This window comes from Paenibacillus sp. FSL W8-0919 (genome assembly GCF_038003785.1).
Taxonomy (GTDB): Bacteria; Bacillota; Bacilli; order Paenibacillales; family Paenibacillaceae; genus Paenibacillus_AQ; species Paenibacillus_AQ lactis.
In genome coordinates, this window is the sequence record NZ_JBBOPV010000001.1 from 4,146,093 (window position 1) to 4,160,865 (window position 14,773).

Genomic DNA, 14,773 nt, shown 5'->3' on the forward strand with positions numbered 1-14,773 from the left:
GGCATCGCCCGTTATAGTGATAACCAATTCATGAGGGGGAGATTGATTTGAGAAAAACGGGAACCCGTCTGCTTGTTCTCATACTGATGCTTAGTTTGGTGCTTGCCGGATGCTCCGGCGGAAACGACAACGAAGGAAGCGAAGGGACAGAAGGCGGCTTACAGGATTCCGGTGAGAAGGTAACGATCAACGTATTTGCCCATCAAAGCTCGGATGTGGATCTGAAAACCAATAAGTTTACGAAAAAAATGGAAGAGCAATTCGGCATCAAGTTCAACTGGACAACCGTTCCGTTCGACGGCGCGGCCGAAAAACGCCAAATTTCGCTTGCGTCCGGCGACTATCCGGATTTGTATATGCTTATTCCTTGGGTGGACCGTTTCTCGCAGACGGACTTGCTGAAGTTCGGGCAGCAGGGGGTGATCGTTCCGCTTAACGACCTGATCGAGGAGCATGCTCCCCACATTAAGGAAGTGCTGGAGAACAACGAATATTATAAGGCCATGAACACTGCTCCTGACGGCAAGATTTACGGATTGACCGGCTTAAACGAATGCTTCCACTGCTCATACCCGAATAAAATGTGGATCAATACGAAGTGGCTTGATCAGCTCGGACTTGCGCAGCCGACGACGCCGGAAGAATTCAAAGCGGTCCTTGAAGCCTTCAAGACGCAGGATCCGAACGGAAACGGCAAGGCGGACGAAGTGCCGCTCAGCGGATCCGTCGAAAATTTCGGCGTTCACGTGATTCCGTATCTCATGAACGGCTTTATTTACAACGACGACAGGACGTATCTCATCATGAAGGAGGGCAAGGTCGACACCGCGGCGAACAAACCGGAATGGCGGGAAGCGCTGGCCTACATCAAATCGCTGTATGACGGCGGACTCATTGACCCGGGGGCGTTTACACAAAATGCAGGCGCGTACAAAAAAATCGGGGATAACGCCGACGCACAGCTTTTGGGTGCCGGAGCAGGCATGCATCCCGCCCTGTTTTTAACCACAGGAGAAGATGCACCCTACAGCAAGGACTACAACCCGCTTCCGCCTCTGCAAGGACCGCACGCCAATTATGCAACGTTCAACTATCCGATCGATCCGGGCGCATCCTTCGTTCTGACGAATAAAGCGAGCAAAGAGGCGCAGATCGCCGCCATTAAAATGCTGGATTATTTCTATACGCAAGAAGGGGCAATGCTCTCCTATCTCGGTGAAGAAGGCAAGAGCTGGCGCAAGCCGCAGGATGGAGAAATCGCGCTGAACGACAAAGTGGAGCCGCTCTATAAATCGATCCCGCTTGAATCCGGGGAGCAGCCCCGCAATGACAGCTGGGGGGCACTAACCCAATATAATCACCACCGGGCATACCGCGATTCCGAGGTTCAGGGCACGGATATTTACGCTAACGATGGTTACGAACGCCGTCTTTACGAGGCAACGTTATTGATGGAAGGCAAGGAGCCGAAAGAAATATTCCCGCACTGGGCGCTATGGGTCGACCCGTTGGTCGCCGATGAAGCCAGCATGATGCAGACCAACATCAAAGACTATGTCGACCAGAACGCTCTGCTGTTCATTACCGGCGCCAAGAGTCTGGATAAAGATTGGGATGATTACGTGAAAGGGCTGGAGGGTCTGAACATGCAGCGTTATCTTGAAATCATGCAGGCTGCCTACGATTCATCGACGATATCGAAGTAGACCGCGGCGCGATAAGCTCGGATTCTTTGGGGCATGATTCTGTGCTCAGGACGCGGGACTGTCGAAGCGAATGTCCAATTGTGAACGGCACTTCAGACGAGTCGAAACCAATGCGGTTCGAGGCAAGGCTTGCGTGCCCGAAGCGCTTTTGAGGTCAGCATTGCGATGGAAGGACGGAAAGCTCGCGCTGCGGGCTTTTTCGTTATAAGTGATCATTGATATGGGGCCGTGATATCAAAATAAGGTACAAATATGCGGGATTAGGCAATTTTTATTCTTATATCGGATCGTTACAATAAGTTGGAATGAAGGTGGCTTGGATGCGCATTGAAGCCCATCAGCATTATTGGAGAATCGACCGCAACGATTAAATGGATGGATTACGCCCGATTTTCCGGTGCTTTACCTTGGCGATTTGCCTTTCGACATGTGATGGAACTGAACTAGTGCAATTTATAAAGCGGATTGGAGGAGAAGCCATGACAAGCTTGGTTAGCAAGGAACAGAAGCATCGCTTGTGGTATAGGAAACCGGCGGCCGAATGGAACGAGGCGCTGCCGATCGGAAACGGCCGGCTGGGGGCGATGATTTTCGGCGGCACGGCTGAGGAGAAGCTGCAGCTCAACGAGGATTCCGTATGGTATGGTGGCCCCCGCGACCGCAACAACGAAGACGCGCTGCCTCATTTGCCAGAGATTCGAAAGCTGATTATGGAGGGAAGGCTGCGGGAGGCCGAGGAGCTGGCAGCGATGACGATGGCGGGGCTGCCCGAAGCGCAGCGGCACTATATGCCGCTCGGCGATCTGCTGTTGTCGTTTAGCCATCACGACCTTCCTGCCGTCGACTACGTGCGGGAGCTTGATTTGGAGAACGGCATATCCCGGGTCAGCTATCGGATCGGCGAGATCAGGTATACGCGCGAGCTGTTTGCCAGCTATCCGGATCAGGCGATCGTCATCCGGATATCCGCCGACAAACAGGGGACAGTCTCGTTAAAAGCCCGGTTCAATCGCCGAAACTGGAGATACCTGGAGAAGACGGACAAATGGAAGGAAAGCGGGCTTGCCATGCGCGGGGATTGCGGCGGCGAAGGAGGCAGCTCGTTTAGCGCCGTCCTGAAAGCGGTTCCGGATGGCGGCGTCTGCCGTACCCTTGGGGAGTATTTGCTGGTGGATGGCGCAAGCTCGGTAACGCTGCTGATCACTGCCGGAACAACGTTCCGCCATCCCGATCCGGAGCTTGATGGCAAACGGCGGCTGGAGATGCTGAGCCGGGTTCCATATGCTGAGCTGCTAGCCCGGCATGTCGCCGATTACCGCGAGCTGTACGGACGGGTCGATCTGAAGCTGCCCGAGAGCCCGGACAAAACCGTGCTGCCGACCGACGAACGGTTGATGCAGTTTCAACAAGGAGGAGAGGATCACGGCCTGATCGCGACTTATTTTCAATTCGGCCGATACCTGCTCATTGCTTCCAGCCGGCCGGGCTCTTTGCCCGCGAATCTTCAAGGCATCTGGAACGACAACTTCACCCCGCCGTGGGATAGTAAATTCACGATTAATATCAATGCACAGATGAATTATTGGCATGCAGAAAATTGCAATCTGGCCGAATGCCATGAGCCGTTGTTCGAGCTGATCGAACGGATGCGCGAGCCCGGTCGGGTGACAGCACATGTCATGTACGGCTGCCGGGGCTTCACCGCCCATCACAATACGGATATTTGGGCGGACACGGCGCCGCAGGATACGTATCTTCCGGCTTCTTTCTGGCCGATGGGCGCTGCCTGGCTGTGCCTGCATTTGTGGGAGCATTACCGGTTCGGTCAGGACCGATATTTTCTGGCGCGGGTGTATGAGACAATGAAGGAAGCGGCGTTGTTTCTGCTGGATTATTTGATCGAAGACGCCGAAGGACGGCTGGTGACTTGCCCTTCCGTCTCACCGGAGAACCGGTATAAGCTGCCAAACGGCGAGACGGGGGTGCTCTGCGTCGGAGCCGCGATGGATTTTCAGATCATCGAAGCGCTGTTTGATGCCTGCATTCGGGCTTCGGAAATCATCGGACGGGATGAGGCGTTCCGCGATGAACTCACGGGCACGCTGAAGCGGCTGCCCCAACCGCAAATCGGTAAATACGGCCAAATCCAGGAGTGGATGGAGGATTACGAAGAGGTGGAGCCGGGACACCGTCACATCTCCCATCTGTTTGCCCTTTACCCGGGCGAACGCTTTAGCGTGGAGCGAACGCCGGATTTGGCTGAGGCCGCCAAGACGACATTGGAACGCAGGCTTGCCAGCGGCGGGGGGCACACCGGCTGGAGCCGTGCATGGATCATTAACTTCTGGGCACGTCTGCAGGACGGAGCCACAGCTTACGAGAATGTGAGGGCGCTCTTGGACCACTCCACACTGCCTAATCTGTTCGATGATCATCCGCCATTTCAAATCGACGGTAATTTTGGCGGTACGGCAGGCATCGCCGAGATGCTGCTGCAAAGCCATGACGGGGCAATCCGGCTCCTTCCCGCAGTGCCCGATTGCTGGAGCGAGGGGAGCGTGAAGGGGCTGCGAGCCAGGGGAGGTTATACCGTCGACTTCGTTTGGGCAGAGGGCAAGGTTACGGAAGCCGTCGTCACTTGCGCAGCTTCAGGCCCTTGCCGATTGGAGGCTCCCGGCTTCGAACCCGTAGTGTTTGTGGGCGAGACTGGACGTTCTTATACGTTCTTTAGCAAAGAGACGGCAGTGGATCGATAAATGGATGGTCTTTCTTCGAGACATCCCGCTATACCATGGAATCCGATGACCAGGCTGGGGATCGAGACAAGAAACTCCCGCAATATTGAACTAGGAAAGCACAAGATAAGACGAGAAAAGGCAGGGAAACCCAGTTATACTGAACTTGCAAACGCATACTAAACGTCAAATGGGAGTGGTAAATCAACATGACGAAATTATTGCGCATCGGAACGCTGGTTGGCGGCGGGGACGCTGTACGGGTCATCCCTCAGATCGCGCCCCACGGCTTTGAATCGTTCGGCCTTACCTTCTGGCAGACGACAGGCGATACCGATCTTGTGGAGACGGCAAAGCGGGTTCGTGAGCTGCAAGCAGAACACGGTTTTATCGTGTCGACGCTCGGGATTTTCGGCAATCCGCTGACCGGGGAAGGCAGTAATGCCGATACCTTGGCGAGCTGGGAGCGTCTGATCGATCATGCCCATCTGTTCGGCACCGACATCGTTTCCGGTTTTACCGGACGATTGACGGGCGAATCCATCGACGCCTCGATCCCGCAATATGCGAAGGTGTTCGGCGAGCTGTCCAAAAGAGCGGCAGATCAAGGCGTCCGCATTGCATTCGAGAACTGTGACATGGGCGGGACATGGGAGACGGGGGATTGGAATATTGCCCATAACCCGACGGCGTGGGAGATGATGTTCAACGCCATCCCGTCGGACCATATCGGCCTGCAGTGGGAGCCCTGCCATCAGATGGTGTCTTTGATCGATCCGATTCCGCAGCTGCGGAAATGGGTGGATAAAGTATTCAACGTCCATGGCAAGGATGCAACGATTGCTTGGGATATCGTGAGGGAATATGGCATTCACGGGCCGAAGCCTTATGTATGGCACCGTACTCCCGGATTCGGCGACACCAACTGGACCGATATCATCACGATTTTGCGTCAGGGCAACTATCAGGGAACGATCGATATTGAAGGCTGGCACGATCCCGTATATAACGGGGAGCTTGAAATGACCGGACAGGTTCATGCGCTTCATTATTTGAAGCGATGCCGAGGCGGAGACTTCATACCGAATCCGGTGTAATCTGCGAGATTAAAAATTAAAGGAACGTCAGTAACCATCTAAAATAGATGGTTACTTTTTTTTCATAAAGATAGAAGCAATATTTATGGAAACAGTGTTTCATAAAGGAAATTTCGTAACATATCATGCTTGTTCAGGTGTTGCATGAATATACGATATAGTGTATTTTAATCCTATTCTATGAAGGTGGGGGTGGTAGATATGGATGATATGCGGATTGAGGAAATGACATTGAATGCCTGGCCCGCATTCCAAACGATCGTCCGTAACGGCTGGCTGCTCCGGTTAGCGGCCGGCTTCACGAAGCGTTCCAACTCGGTCAGCGCGCTCTACACGGAGCCGTCGGTTGATCTGTATGAACAGATTCAATATTGTGAACGCATATATGCAAGAGAAGGTCTTGACGTTGTATTTAAAGTTACGCCGTTCAATCCCCCTGAACTCGATTCGATTCTGGATGACCAAGGTTACTCCTTTCTCGACCCCACGAGCCTCAAAGTGCTGGATTGTCTGGACCACGTGCCGGCCCCGACATATCGGGATGTGTCCGTCTATGAACAGTTGAACAACGAATGGCTTGATGATCTGACGGTGGTTACGGGGCTCACGGCAAAAAACAGGGACATCAAGCAGCAGCTGTTCAGCCGCTCTTCCGTTCCTTACGGCTTCTTTTCCTTATATGATCAAGGCAGGCCGGCGGCCTGCGGAATCGGTGCTCTAGAGGAGAACGTTGTGGGGATATTTGATATTGCAACCGCACCTGCTTATAGGAAGCGAGGCTATGGCACACAGATTTTATTACATATTCTTCAATGGGCGAGAGCACAAGGGGCGACCAGCAGCTATCTCCAAGTCGTGCAAGCGAATCTGCCGGCTAACCGGCTATACGACCGGCTGCGCTACCGGGAAATATACACTTATTGGTATCGGGCGAAACATGTTGAATGATAAACCATTACCAGTCTATGCGGATTTTTGCATGTAGAGTATGGCAGCAAGTCCAAGGCTTGATCGCCAAGGGGTTACTCTATCGGCCGATCGGTTGTATAATCATGGGTGAAGCTAACCTGAAGACCTGGTCTTAGATAAGCTGTCTAAGCCGGGTCTTTATTTCAAGTCAGCCGTGGTTGACCATGCCATGCCATCGGGACCAATGATGGGGGGGATGGATGTGTGTATGTTGTGCTTGCTTTGGCATCCGAACGTAAAGGAGTGTTCAATTTTGTATACATACAGGCCGCTAAATGAACTGGATCTCGAGTTGATATGCGGCTTTCCGCAAACGCCGGAGGAGCTTTTTTACATGAGTCCGAGGTCCGGCTTTCCTTTGACGCCGCAGCAAGTGATGGACTTGCTCGAGAATCGGTTAGAGCCTACGGTTATCGTTGAGGCCTCCACTGATCGGCCAGTCGCTTACGCGAATTTCTATGATGTGAAGGACGGTTCAGCATGGCTCGGCAATGTCATCGTTGCCCCGGACCATCGGGGGAAAGGCGCTTCGAAAGAGCTGCTTCAAACAATGATGCGATTGGCGAAAACGAAATACGGGGTGAACAGCCTGCATCTCAGCTGCCATAATACCAACACGCGGGGGCTGGTTTTTTATCACAAACAGGGGTTCAAGCCGTATGAAGTAAACATTACCACGCTCAATGGAGATGCCGCGATGATTACGATTCAGATGAAGAGGGATTTGACGGAGCTATGAAAAACTTGGCTATAGGCGCAGGAATCTTCATCGTTGTGGAGCTGATCCTCATTCTATTATTTACAATGGATGGATGGGGCACGCTGATCTTTGCTGCAGGTGTAATGATTACATTGCTCGCTCTAAACGCTCATACAGCAGATGGAAATCGTTAAATATCATAGGGAGCAAAGACGCTCTCAGAATAGGGAAAAGATTCGGGAGCTGAACCGAAATCGTTCAAAGGAGGAGCATGTATGATTCAGGCTTTTATTTTTGATATGGATGGTGTCATTATTGACAGCGAGCCGCTTCATTTCGAAGTGGACATTCAGGTTATGAAGGATTTTGGGGCTGCTATCACGCAGGAGCAGCTCGAGAAATATGTAGGGATGACCAATCCCGAAATGTGGAAGCTGATCCGGGAAGAATATCAGCTGCAGCGGACGGTATCCGAAATCATCGATTATCAATTATCCAATAAAATTAAAATATTGACCGCACGCGAAATGGAACCGATTGACGGAATTCGCGAGCTGCTCGCGGATTTGAAAGCCAGCGGCATCCCCGTTGGGATCGCATCCTCATCGCCCCCCGTATTTATCCAAGCGGTGCTGGACAAATTCGGTCTGCTGGATGCCTTTAACTGTATCGTAAGCGGGGAAGAGGTCGACAGAGGCAAGCCTGCGCCTGATGTATATTTGAAGGCAGCTGAATTGCTTGGCTCGGAGCCTGCTTCCTGCATGGTGCTGGAGGATGCGCGCCATGGCATTGCTGCGGCCAAAGCAGCCGGCATGCAGTGTATCGGTTTCGTTAATCCAAATTCGGGTAACCAGGATCTATCCGCCGCAGATTATGTAGTCCGCTCAATTGCAGAAGTGAGCGCAATATGCCAGCTGAAGAGTTAGGTCGTAACAGCTCGGTCCTTGTAAGGGCTGGGCTTTATTTTTTGAGGCTTGGTTGAATGGGACCAACTTATCCGGGGTGGTTCTCGTTAATATAATAGCAGCTACTAATAGCTAGACCTAAGTCTAGGATGATTATCGTCTGGAGACGGAAGCTATCGCCACTCGTTCATGGTATCCTTTCATTAACTTGAACAGGACAGAGGCGTGGTCAGGAAGTATTGCCTCGATCATTCGGAGTGCCCGCGAATTTAAGCGAACTCATATTACCCGGCTGTAACACAAGTAACCATGCAGAGGAGCACGTGTTGAATGGAGTTTTTACGTAACTTAGGCGATATCGGCTTATTTATTCACGCGATGATCGATGCCATTATTTTTCCGATCCCCGCGTTATTTTCGCAATTATCTTTGAGCGTCCTAACCCCGGAGCGGGCGATTTGGCTGGCAACCATCGGATTTGTCGGATGTATTCTCGGAACGCCGATCGGTTACGGCATCGGCAAAGCTTCCGGGCAGCTTGTTCTGAGCAAGATGCTTAAGAAGAAATGGTATGATTCGGCAACAAGCTTGTTTAAGAAGCACGGAGAGGCCGCGATCCTTGTCGGCGCATTCACGCCCATCCCATTCAAAATCTTTACGATTTTGTCGGGCTGCATGAATTACCCGTTGTGGAAGCTCCTCAGCTATGCCGCGATCGGGCGGGCGTTCAAATTTTACACGGTTGGCGTATTGTTCTATATATACGGCAGAGCCGCCGAGCATATGGTTGATCATGTGCTGACCATCATTCTGCTGGTTGCCGGCGCACTCATCGGGGGCATTTGGTTTACGATCCATACCGTGAAGAAACGAAAGAAGAAGCAGGCGGAGGAGCTTCAAGCTCCGGCAGAAACAGAAGCAACACATCAAGATCAAGTATCGGCAGGTGGGAACTAATATGCTGGAACGCGTTCAACGATGGGATCATCAATTGTTCGTATGGTGCAACCAATCGATCAGCAGCCGGATATTTGACCGGTTGTTCGGCGGAATCACACATCTGGGCGGTGCCATTTCGACCATCGCCAGCGCACTGCTGATCGCCTGGTTTGCTTACGAGGCGTGGGATGTATCGGCGTACCAAAGCGCAATCGCACTGCTCGTCAGTCACATTATTGTCGTATTGATCAAAAAAGGAGTGCGGAGAAACCGGCCGTTCCGGGCTTTGGAGCAAGTGAAGGTCGGGAACTTCCCGCTCAAGGACTATTCGTTTCCATCGGGACATACCTCAGCTATTTTTGCGGTCATAACACCGGTATTGTTTCTCGTGTCCCCGCTGTACACCTGTTTGTTGCTTGCTCTGGCCGCATTGGTCGGACTTTCCAGAATTTATTGGGGGTATCATTACCCGACGGATTGCTTGGCGGGCGGCGCTATTGGATTCGGAACCGGCTGGCTGGTCGTGTACCTAATGAATGCTGTAGGAATATCTTAACGTCTGATAAGGAGTCGTATCGATGAAATCCATGAATGAGCACCAAATTTTAATATTAACCGGCAGTCTGGGCGAAGGCCATAACCAGGCAGCCAGGGCCATTGTGGAGTCAGCCAAGAGAAACTCCCCGCATCTAAGCGTTAAAGTCATTGATTATATGGAGCTGACGCATCCACGTTTGCATGTGGCAGGCCAATACTTTTTTATTCAATGGGTAAAGCACTTTCCTTCGTTGTACGGTTATTTGTTTCAAAAGACGAGGGAGGAAAACACCCTCATCCAGCTCCTAAAGCGTTTGAGCACGTTCAGCCTGCAAAAGCTGGGCAGTTTGCTAGAAGATCAGAAACCGTCCGTTGTGATCAGCACGTTTCCGCCTGCGGCTGCAGGCATGTCGCTGCTGAAATCGATGGGCCTCACCGATGTACCTGTCGTCACGGTGATTACCGATCATACGGATCACAGCTACTGGATTCATGAGCATACCGATCACTATATGGTGGGATCGGGTAAGGTCAAGGAGGCCTTGCAGCGTAAAGGAATAGCCGGCGAGAAAATATCGGTCACGGGCATACCGGTCCATCCGCTGTATACGCAGCCGGTGAATCGTGATCGGGTTCGCGAGAGCTACCGGCTGAGCCCGTCTGAGCAAGTCGTCCTCATGATGGGAGGCGGCGAAGGTATGATCGACAGCGAGATCGTGAAGCTGCTTCAATCGCGGGCATATCCCGAGCATGTCCGGTTTATCGTCGTATGCGGACGCAATGATAAGCTGTATCAATCGCTGCAGGAAGAATTTGCGGATCACCAGCAGGTTATGGTCATGGGGTATGTAAACCGAATGCACGAATTAATGGCCATTGCCGATCTCATGATAACAAAGCCGGGCGGACTCACGATATCCGAAGCGCTAACGATGGAATTGCCGATGCTGCTCTTCAAGCCGGTTCCGGGTCAAGAACAGGATAATGCGGATTATTTGGTCGGGATCGGGGTTGCCCAGCAGGCGGACGAGGGAGAGCTTGAGGACCGGCTTCTCCACATGCTGCATCATGCGTCCATTCTGGCAGAGATGAAACGCAGCGCTGCGCGATACGGTCATAAAGATTCCGCGCTTTCCGTGTTATCAGCATTAATGACGGTATTGCAAAGCCATTCCGCACAGCGGAACTGGCTGCATGAGCTCGATCCCCGTGCTTATGGATTAATGTCTAGAGAAGCCTACCTGCAAGATTACGAGGGGCAATACGCAGACAGCTTTCGTTAAAAGATGAAGGAGCAGACCGATGAATTTATTCGAAGTCGTTGAACGATTATTTGAACAATATGGATATATGGTGCTTCTGATCGGGCTGCCCCTTGATTTTATTGCGCTTCCGATTCCTCCGGGTAACAGCACACTGACGTATACCGGCTTCCTGGCGTACAAGGAAGTCATTAGCTTTGCTCCGGCACTCCTGTTTGCCTTCTGCGGCGCAGCCATCGGCCTAACCATTACGTATGTGCTGGGCTACAAGCTGGGCATGCCGCTCATCGAGCGATACGGGAAGTGGTTGTTTCTGAAGCCGTCCCTGGTAGAGAAGACGCAGGCCTACTACGACAAATACGGCAATAAGCTATTGCTCATTAGCTTTTTCATTCCCGGCGTCAGGCAATTTATCGGGTACTTTATCGGGATGATCCGTGTCCCGTTCCGGACGGTCTGCCTGTACGGTTACTTGGGCATTGCTTCGTGGGTCATCGGCTTTTTCAGTATCGGCTTTATCTTCGGGGAGCAGTGGCAGGTTATTCTGAACCTGGTTGAACACTATTTGAAGGTCATCTTCATCTGCCTAGGGTGTTCGTTGTTGATTCTGCTGGTATGGAGTCGTGTAAAGCGCGCGCGGGCGCAAAAGCTTGCCGAAGGTGAAAAAATCAAGCAGGTTCGCAAAATTGGGGAATAGGGTACTGTTTACTTCATTCGGTCTCCCTTGCAGATAATGCGGATGAACTAAACAAGGATTCCATAGCGACCTTCCCCATTGTATAATCGAAGGTATACATCCATGAAATACAAACCCAGCTGAAAGAAAGGATCTTCTTGAGCTGGGTTTTTTCAGTAGTTTTGGTGAACGGAAGTTAGAAGGGGGCCGTTATGAGAATTGAAGTGATTTCGATATCTCAACCCCGATGCGAATTGGGCGGATGCGATTAAAACCGCTTAGTTGAGCTTGAGATCGGACGAATGGAGCAAATAAGCATAATAACGATTATTAGAATTAGGAGGGACCATCCCATGCTGGGCATTATTCCATTATTTCGAATATTTGATGTGGACAAGGCCAAGGAATTTTATGTTCATTATCTTGGCTTTCAGATTGATTGGGAGCATCGTTTTGAAGATGGAGCTCCGCTGTACATGCAGGTAACCAAGGGAGAGGTTTCCATTCACTTGACCGAGCATCATGGGGACTGTACGCCCGGGTCGGCTGTTCGCATTGAAATGACGGAGATCGAGCAATATCACGCGGAGCTCCACTCGAAGAACTATCCATATGCACGACCTGCCGTTGAGACGGCACCTTGGAACAGCAAAGAGGTGTGCGTAACCGACCCCTTCGGCAATAGAATCACTTTTTATGAGGAGTTGGAACCGTCATGAAGCTGCTGTCACACGAGCAAACGGACCGGGCGAAACAGTACATGCTGACTCAAGCCAGAGCGCTTGAAGCCGCCCTATATCGATATGAATTCGAAGGCGGGAGCTTTTCCGAAGTGCTTGAAGAGCTCAGCCGGTATCAAAATGATGACGGCGGATTTGGTCATGGGCTTGAGCCCGATCTTCGCTGCAAAGAATCATCTGCGCTTGCCACAACCCGGGCGCTGGAGCTGCTTCGGCTGGATGGTACTGGCGAGGGCGAAGAAATGGTTATCCGGACGCTGGGTTATCTTGAACGTACGTATATTCCGGAACGGTTCGGGTGGGATATCATCCCGAAAGAGGCCGAGCAATCGCCGAGGGCCATTTGGTGGAAGTACGGGGCTTTTGCTGACCATTGGGGCAACCCGAATGCAGATATCGCTGCTTATTTCATGGACTATCGGGCGTTGTGCCCGTTTGGTCCGCTGGATTCGGTCATCCGCTATGCATTGGATTATTTGCGGGAAGCCTGCGATCTGACGGAGATGCATGAGTTATTCTGCTATTTGCGTTTCAAGGAGCGACTGCCGGAGGAGCAAGCCCTTGAAATTCAGGAGCTGTTAGAACGTTATCTGGACAACTGTATCAGCAGCGATACCGCGGAACGCGAAGGATACGGTGCGACAGCGCTCAGCATCATGGATTCCCCTAATTCGCCTTATTATAAGAAGTATAAAAATATGCTGCCCTTAGAACTGGATTTGCTTGTGGAGACGCAAGGGGAGGACGGGGCGTGGGAGCCGAATTGGACGTGGTACCAATACGATGAGGTGTGGCCGTTGGCGAAGGAAGAGTGGAAGGGAATCCTGACGCTGAACGCCTTGCGAACGCTGCGAAACTTTAAACGGATAGAAACGGTTCAGTAGCGCGGATAAAAGAATGTAAGATAGATGTCCGGGAACTTGATGGAGAAACGGCTCGTTTGCTTAATCGGCAAGCGAACCGTTTTTTTGAGTGGGGCGATTCTTGAGCTGCGTTCAAATGATAGATATGGCGATTTTAAATTTACATAGAGTCATCAAAAGTTGAGACGAACCTGTGTATTCGGCATACTCCTTTCGTAATCTGCTCCGAAGTCAGGTTGTCGTATCCAAGCACGATGCCACCCTCAGGGTTTCGATCCGCTATCCTGTAATCATCAGAGCGTTCCACCCGGAAGCCGAAAGCGCTCGTATCGTTCCATGGCAGCTCAATATGCCTTTCATGATGAAACAGGACCTGAAGATGCATGCCGGCTTCATCCCCCGTTATGGAGATCCGGTCTCCGAAGATCTGTGCGAGCCGTTCCGTCAGCAAGTTTCGCCGCTTTTTGTACACCTTCTTCACGGTATGGATATGGCGTTCCAGCTGGCCGTCCTGTATGAATGCAGCCAGCGCTTTCTGAATCACGGCAGGGGTATGCAGATTGAGCCTGTCCTTCGTCATGGTAATGGTATCGATCAAACTCGGGGGCACGATCAGAAATCCGATGCGAAGGCTCGGAGACAAGGTCTTACTGAAGGTGCCGACATAGATCACCCTGGAAGGCGAGAGTGTTTGCAACGGAGGAACCGGAATGCCTTTGAGCCGAAATTCACTGTCATAGTCGTCCTCGATCACATAGGCATCCGCCTCCTCCACCATGCGAATGGCTTGATGCCTCCGCTGAATCGGCATCAGACTGCCGGAAGGGAATTGATGTGACGGTGTCAGCAGCAGTAAATGTCCGGGCAGGAACGTTCGTATCGCATCAACCTGCATGCCGTTGGAGTCCACTTGAACCGGAACCAGTGAATAATTCATCATGCGAAAAATATCGCGAGTAATATCGATGGTCGGATCCTCTATGTATATGGAATTGAACTGAGCGGATAAGGCTTTGGCCAATAGAAGGAATCCTTCGGAGGCGCCGGAAACGATAAACAACTGATCCGCAGAGCAGCTGATGCCTTTGGAACGGAATAGGTAGTCACGCAGGGCAAGGCGAAGGGACGGGCTTCCTTTTACATCGCCGTAATTATAATCATGAGGGCTCGATCCCGCCGCTTCCTTTAAATATTTGGCCCAACTCTTTCCGGGGAACCGTGCTAGATCGGGGATGCCGGTTGCAAAATCGATGATGGTCCGATCAGGAGATGCTGGCGATGTTATGGCGGGTTCCATCTTCGCCGGGACTTGATGTACCCGGGCTGCCGCATTCGGCATAATTCCGCCGGCGACGTAAGTGCCAGAACCGACGCGGCAGTCTAAATAGCCTTCGGCGGTCAGCTGCTCATACACCTCAATCACGACATTGCGTGCAATTCCCCACTCCTTGGCCATTACCCGGGTCGGGAGCAGTCTAGTGCCGGCGGCCAGCTGGCCGGATTCGATCCTTTCACGCAGTTGATGACATAGCTGCCGGGTTACGGGTAGGGAGGAGTTTCGGTCGATATAGATGCCGTACATTGTGATTCAGCTCCTTATTGGTTCCTCCAAATACATCCGAATTGGATCTAATGATCAACCAT

General features: G+C 51.8%; 14 protein-coding genes. 13 read left to right on the plus strand and 1 reads right to left on the minus strand.

Features of this window, described 5'->3' with window-relative positions; all coding sequences use genetic code 11:
* Positions 1-47: 47 nt before the first annotated feature.
* The 13 genes from NST44_RS18830 to NST44_RS18890 all read left to right on the plus strand — a co-directional run bounded on the left by NST44_RS18830 (position 48) and on the right by NST44_RS18890 (position 13,150).
* Positions 48-1,706, plus strand: a complete 1,659-nt coding sequence (locus tag NST44_RS18830; RefSeq protein ID WP_007130165.1) for an ABC transporter substrate-binding protein — start codon at positions 48-50, stop codon at positions 1,704-1,706.
* Positions 1,707-2,185: 479 nt separating this feature from the next.
* Entirely contained in the window at positions 2,186-4,462 is a 2,277-nt protein-coding gene (locus NST44_RS18835) for a glycoside hydrolase family 95 protein (protein WP_007130164.1), read from the plus strand.
* Positions 4,463-4,650: 188 nt separating this feature from the next.
* Entirely contained in the window at positions 4,651-5,538 is an 888-nt protein-coding gene (locus NST44_RS18840) for a sugar phosphate isomerase/epimerase family protein (RefSeq protein WP_210095192.1), read from the plus strand.
* Between the two features lie 201 nt (positions 5,539-5,739).
* Complete coding sequence (locus tag NST44_RS18845) at positions 5,740-6,486, plus strand: GNAT family N-acetyltransferase (RefSeq protein ID WP_007130162.1); 747 nt, start codon at positions 5,740-5,742, stop codon at positions 6,484-6,486.
* A 274-nt stretch (positions 6,487-6,760) separates the two neighbouring features.
* Positions 6,761-7,246, plus strand: a complete 486-nt coding sequence (locus tag NST44_RS18850; protein WP_007130161.1) for a GNAT family N-acetyltransferase — start codon at positions 6,761-6,763, stop codon at positions 7,244-7,246.
* On the plus strand, positions 7,243-7,401 hold the full coding sequence (locus NST44_RS18855) for a hypothetical protein (RefSeq protein ID WP_007130160.1): 159 nt from the start codon (positions 7,243-7,245) through the stop codon (positions 7,399-7,401). Before NST44_RS18850 ends, NST44_RS18855 begins: the two co-directional genes overlap by 4 nt.
* Positions 7,402-7,482: 81 nt before the next feature.
* Positions 7,483-8,133, plus strand: a complete 651-nt coding sequence (locus tag NST44_RS18860; RefSeq protein ID WP_007130159.1) for an HAD family hydrolase — start codon at positions 7,483-7,485, stop codon at positions 8,131-8,133.
* Positions 8,134-8,442: 309 nt separating this feature from the next.
* A complete protein-coding gene (locus NST44_RS18865; protein ID WP_007130158.1) occupies positions 8,443-9,069 on the plus strand; it encodes a YqaA family protein in 627 nt (208 codons plus the stop codon).
* Between the two features lies 1 nt (position 9,070).
* A complete protein-coding gene (locus NST44_RS18870; RefSeq protein ID WP_007130157.1) occupies positions 9,071-9,607 on the plus strand; it encodes a phosphatase PAP2 family protein in 537 nt (178 codons plus the stop codon).
* 22 nt (positions 9,608-9,629) lie between these two features.
* Positions 9,630-10,871 (plus strand): MGDG synthase family glycosyltransferase, encoded by a 1,242-nt coding sequence (locus NST44_RS18875; protein ID WP_007130156.1) that lies wholly within the window; start codon positions 9,630-9,632, stop codon positions 10,869-10,871.
* A 19-nt stretch (positions 10,872-10,890) separates the two neighbouring features.
* Positions 10,891-11,547: a DedA family protein gene (locus NST44_RS18880; RefSeq protein ID WP_007130155.1), complete on the plus strand. Its 657-nt coding sequence runs from the start codon at positions 10,891-10,893 to the stop codon at positions 11,545-11,547.
* A 332-nt stretch (positions 11,548-11,879) separates the two neighbouring features.
* On the plus strand, positions 11,880-12,245 hold the full coding sequence (locus tag NST44_RS18885; protein WP_007130154.1) for a glyoxalase superfamily protein: 366 nt from the start codon (positions 11,880-11,882) through the stop codon (positions 12,243-12,245).
* On the plus strand, positions 12,242-13,150 hold the full coding sequence (locus tag NST44_RS18890; protein ID WP_007130153.1) for a hypothetical protein: 909 nt from the start codon (positions 12,242-12,244) through the stop codon (positions 13,148-13,150). The genes NST44_RS18885 and NST44_RS18890 overlap by 4 nt, the downstream gene beginning before the upstream one ends.
* Positions 13,151-13,289: 139 nt before the next feature.
* Here the strand turns inward: NST44_RS18890 and pdxR are convergent, their stop codons facing one another.
* On the minus strand, positions 13,290-14,711 hold the full coding sequence (gene pdxR / locus NST44_RS18895; RefSeq protein ID WP_007130152.1) for a MocR-like pyridoxine biosynthesis transcription factor PdxR: 1,422 nt from the start codon (positions 14,709-14,711) through the stop codon (positions 13,290-13,292).
* Positions 14,712-14,773 lie beyond the last annotated feature (62 nt).

What these genes read in the sequence shown, in the direction of transcription:
- NST44_RS18860 (WP_007130159.1), top strand. Translation starts at nt 7,483, where the DNA reads ATGATTCAGGCTTTTATTTTTGATATGGATGGTGTCATTATTGACAGC.
- NST44_RS18855 (WP_007130160.1), top strand. Translation starts at nt 7,243, where the DNA reads ATGAAAAACTTGGCTATAGGCGCAGGAATCTTCATCGTTGTGGAGCTG.
- NST44_RS18835 (WP_007130164.1), top strand. Translation starts at nt 2,186, where the DNA reads ATGACAAGCTTGGTTAGCAAGGAACAGAAGCATCGCTTGTGGTATAGG.
- NST44_RS18890 (WP_007130153.1), top strand. Translation starts at nt 12,242, where the DNA reads ATGAAGCTGCTGTCACACGAGCAAACGGACCGGGCGAAACAGTACATG.
- NST44_RS18840 (WP_210095192.1), top strand. Translation starts at nt 4,651, where the DNA reads ATGACGAAATTATTGCGCATCGGAACGCTGGTTGGCGGCGGGGACGCT.
- NST44_RS18865 (WP_007130158.1), top strand. Translation starts at nt 8,443, where the DNA reads ATGGAGTTTTTACGTAACTTAGGCGATATCGGCTTATTTATTCACGCG.
- NST44_RS18885 (WP_007130154.1), top strand. Translation starts at nt 11,880, where the DNA reads ATGCTGGGCATTATTCCATTATTTCGAATATTTGATGTGGACAAGGCC.
- NST44_RS18875 (WP_007130156.1), top strand. Translation starts at nt 9,630, where the DNA reads ATGAAATCCATGAATGAGCACCAAATTTTAATATTAACCGGCAGTCTG.
- NST44_RS18845 (WP_007130162.1), top strand. Translation starts at nt 5,740, where the DNA reads ATGGATGATATGCGGATTGAGGAAATGACATTGAATGCCTGGCCCGCA.
- pdxR (WP_007130152.1), bottom strand. Translation starts at nt 14,711, where the DNA reads ATGTACGGCATCTATATCGACCGAAACTCCTCCCTACCCGTAACCCGG.
- NST44_RS18880 (WP_007130155.1), top strand. Translation starts at nt 10,891, where the DNA reads ATGAATTTATTCGAAGTCGTTGAACGATTATTTGAACAATATGGATAT.
- NST44_RS18870 (WP_007130157.1), top strand. Translation starts at nt 9,071, where the DNA reads ATGCTGGAACGCGTTCAACGATGGGATCATCAATTGTTCGTATGGTGC.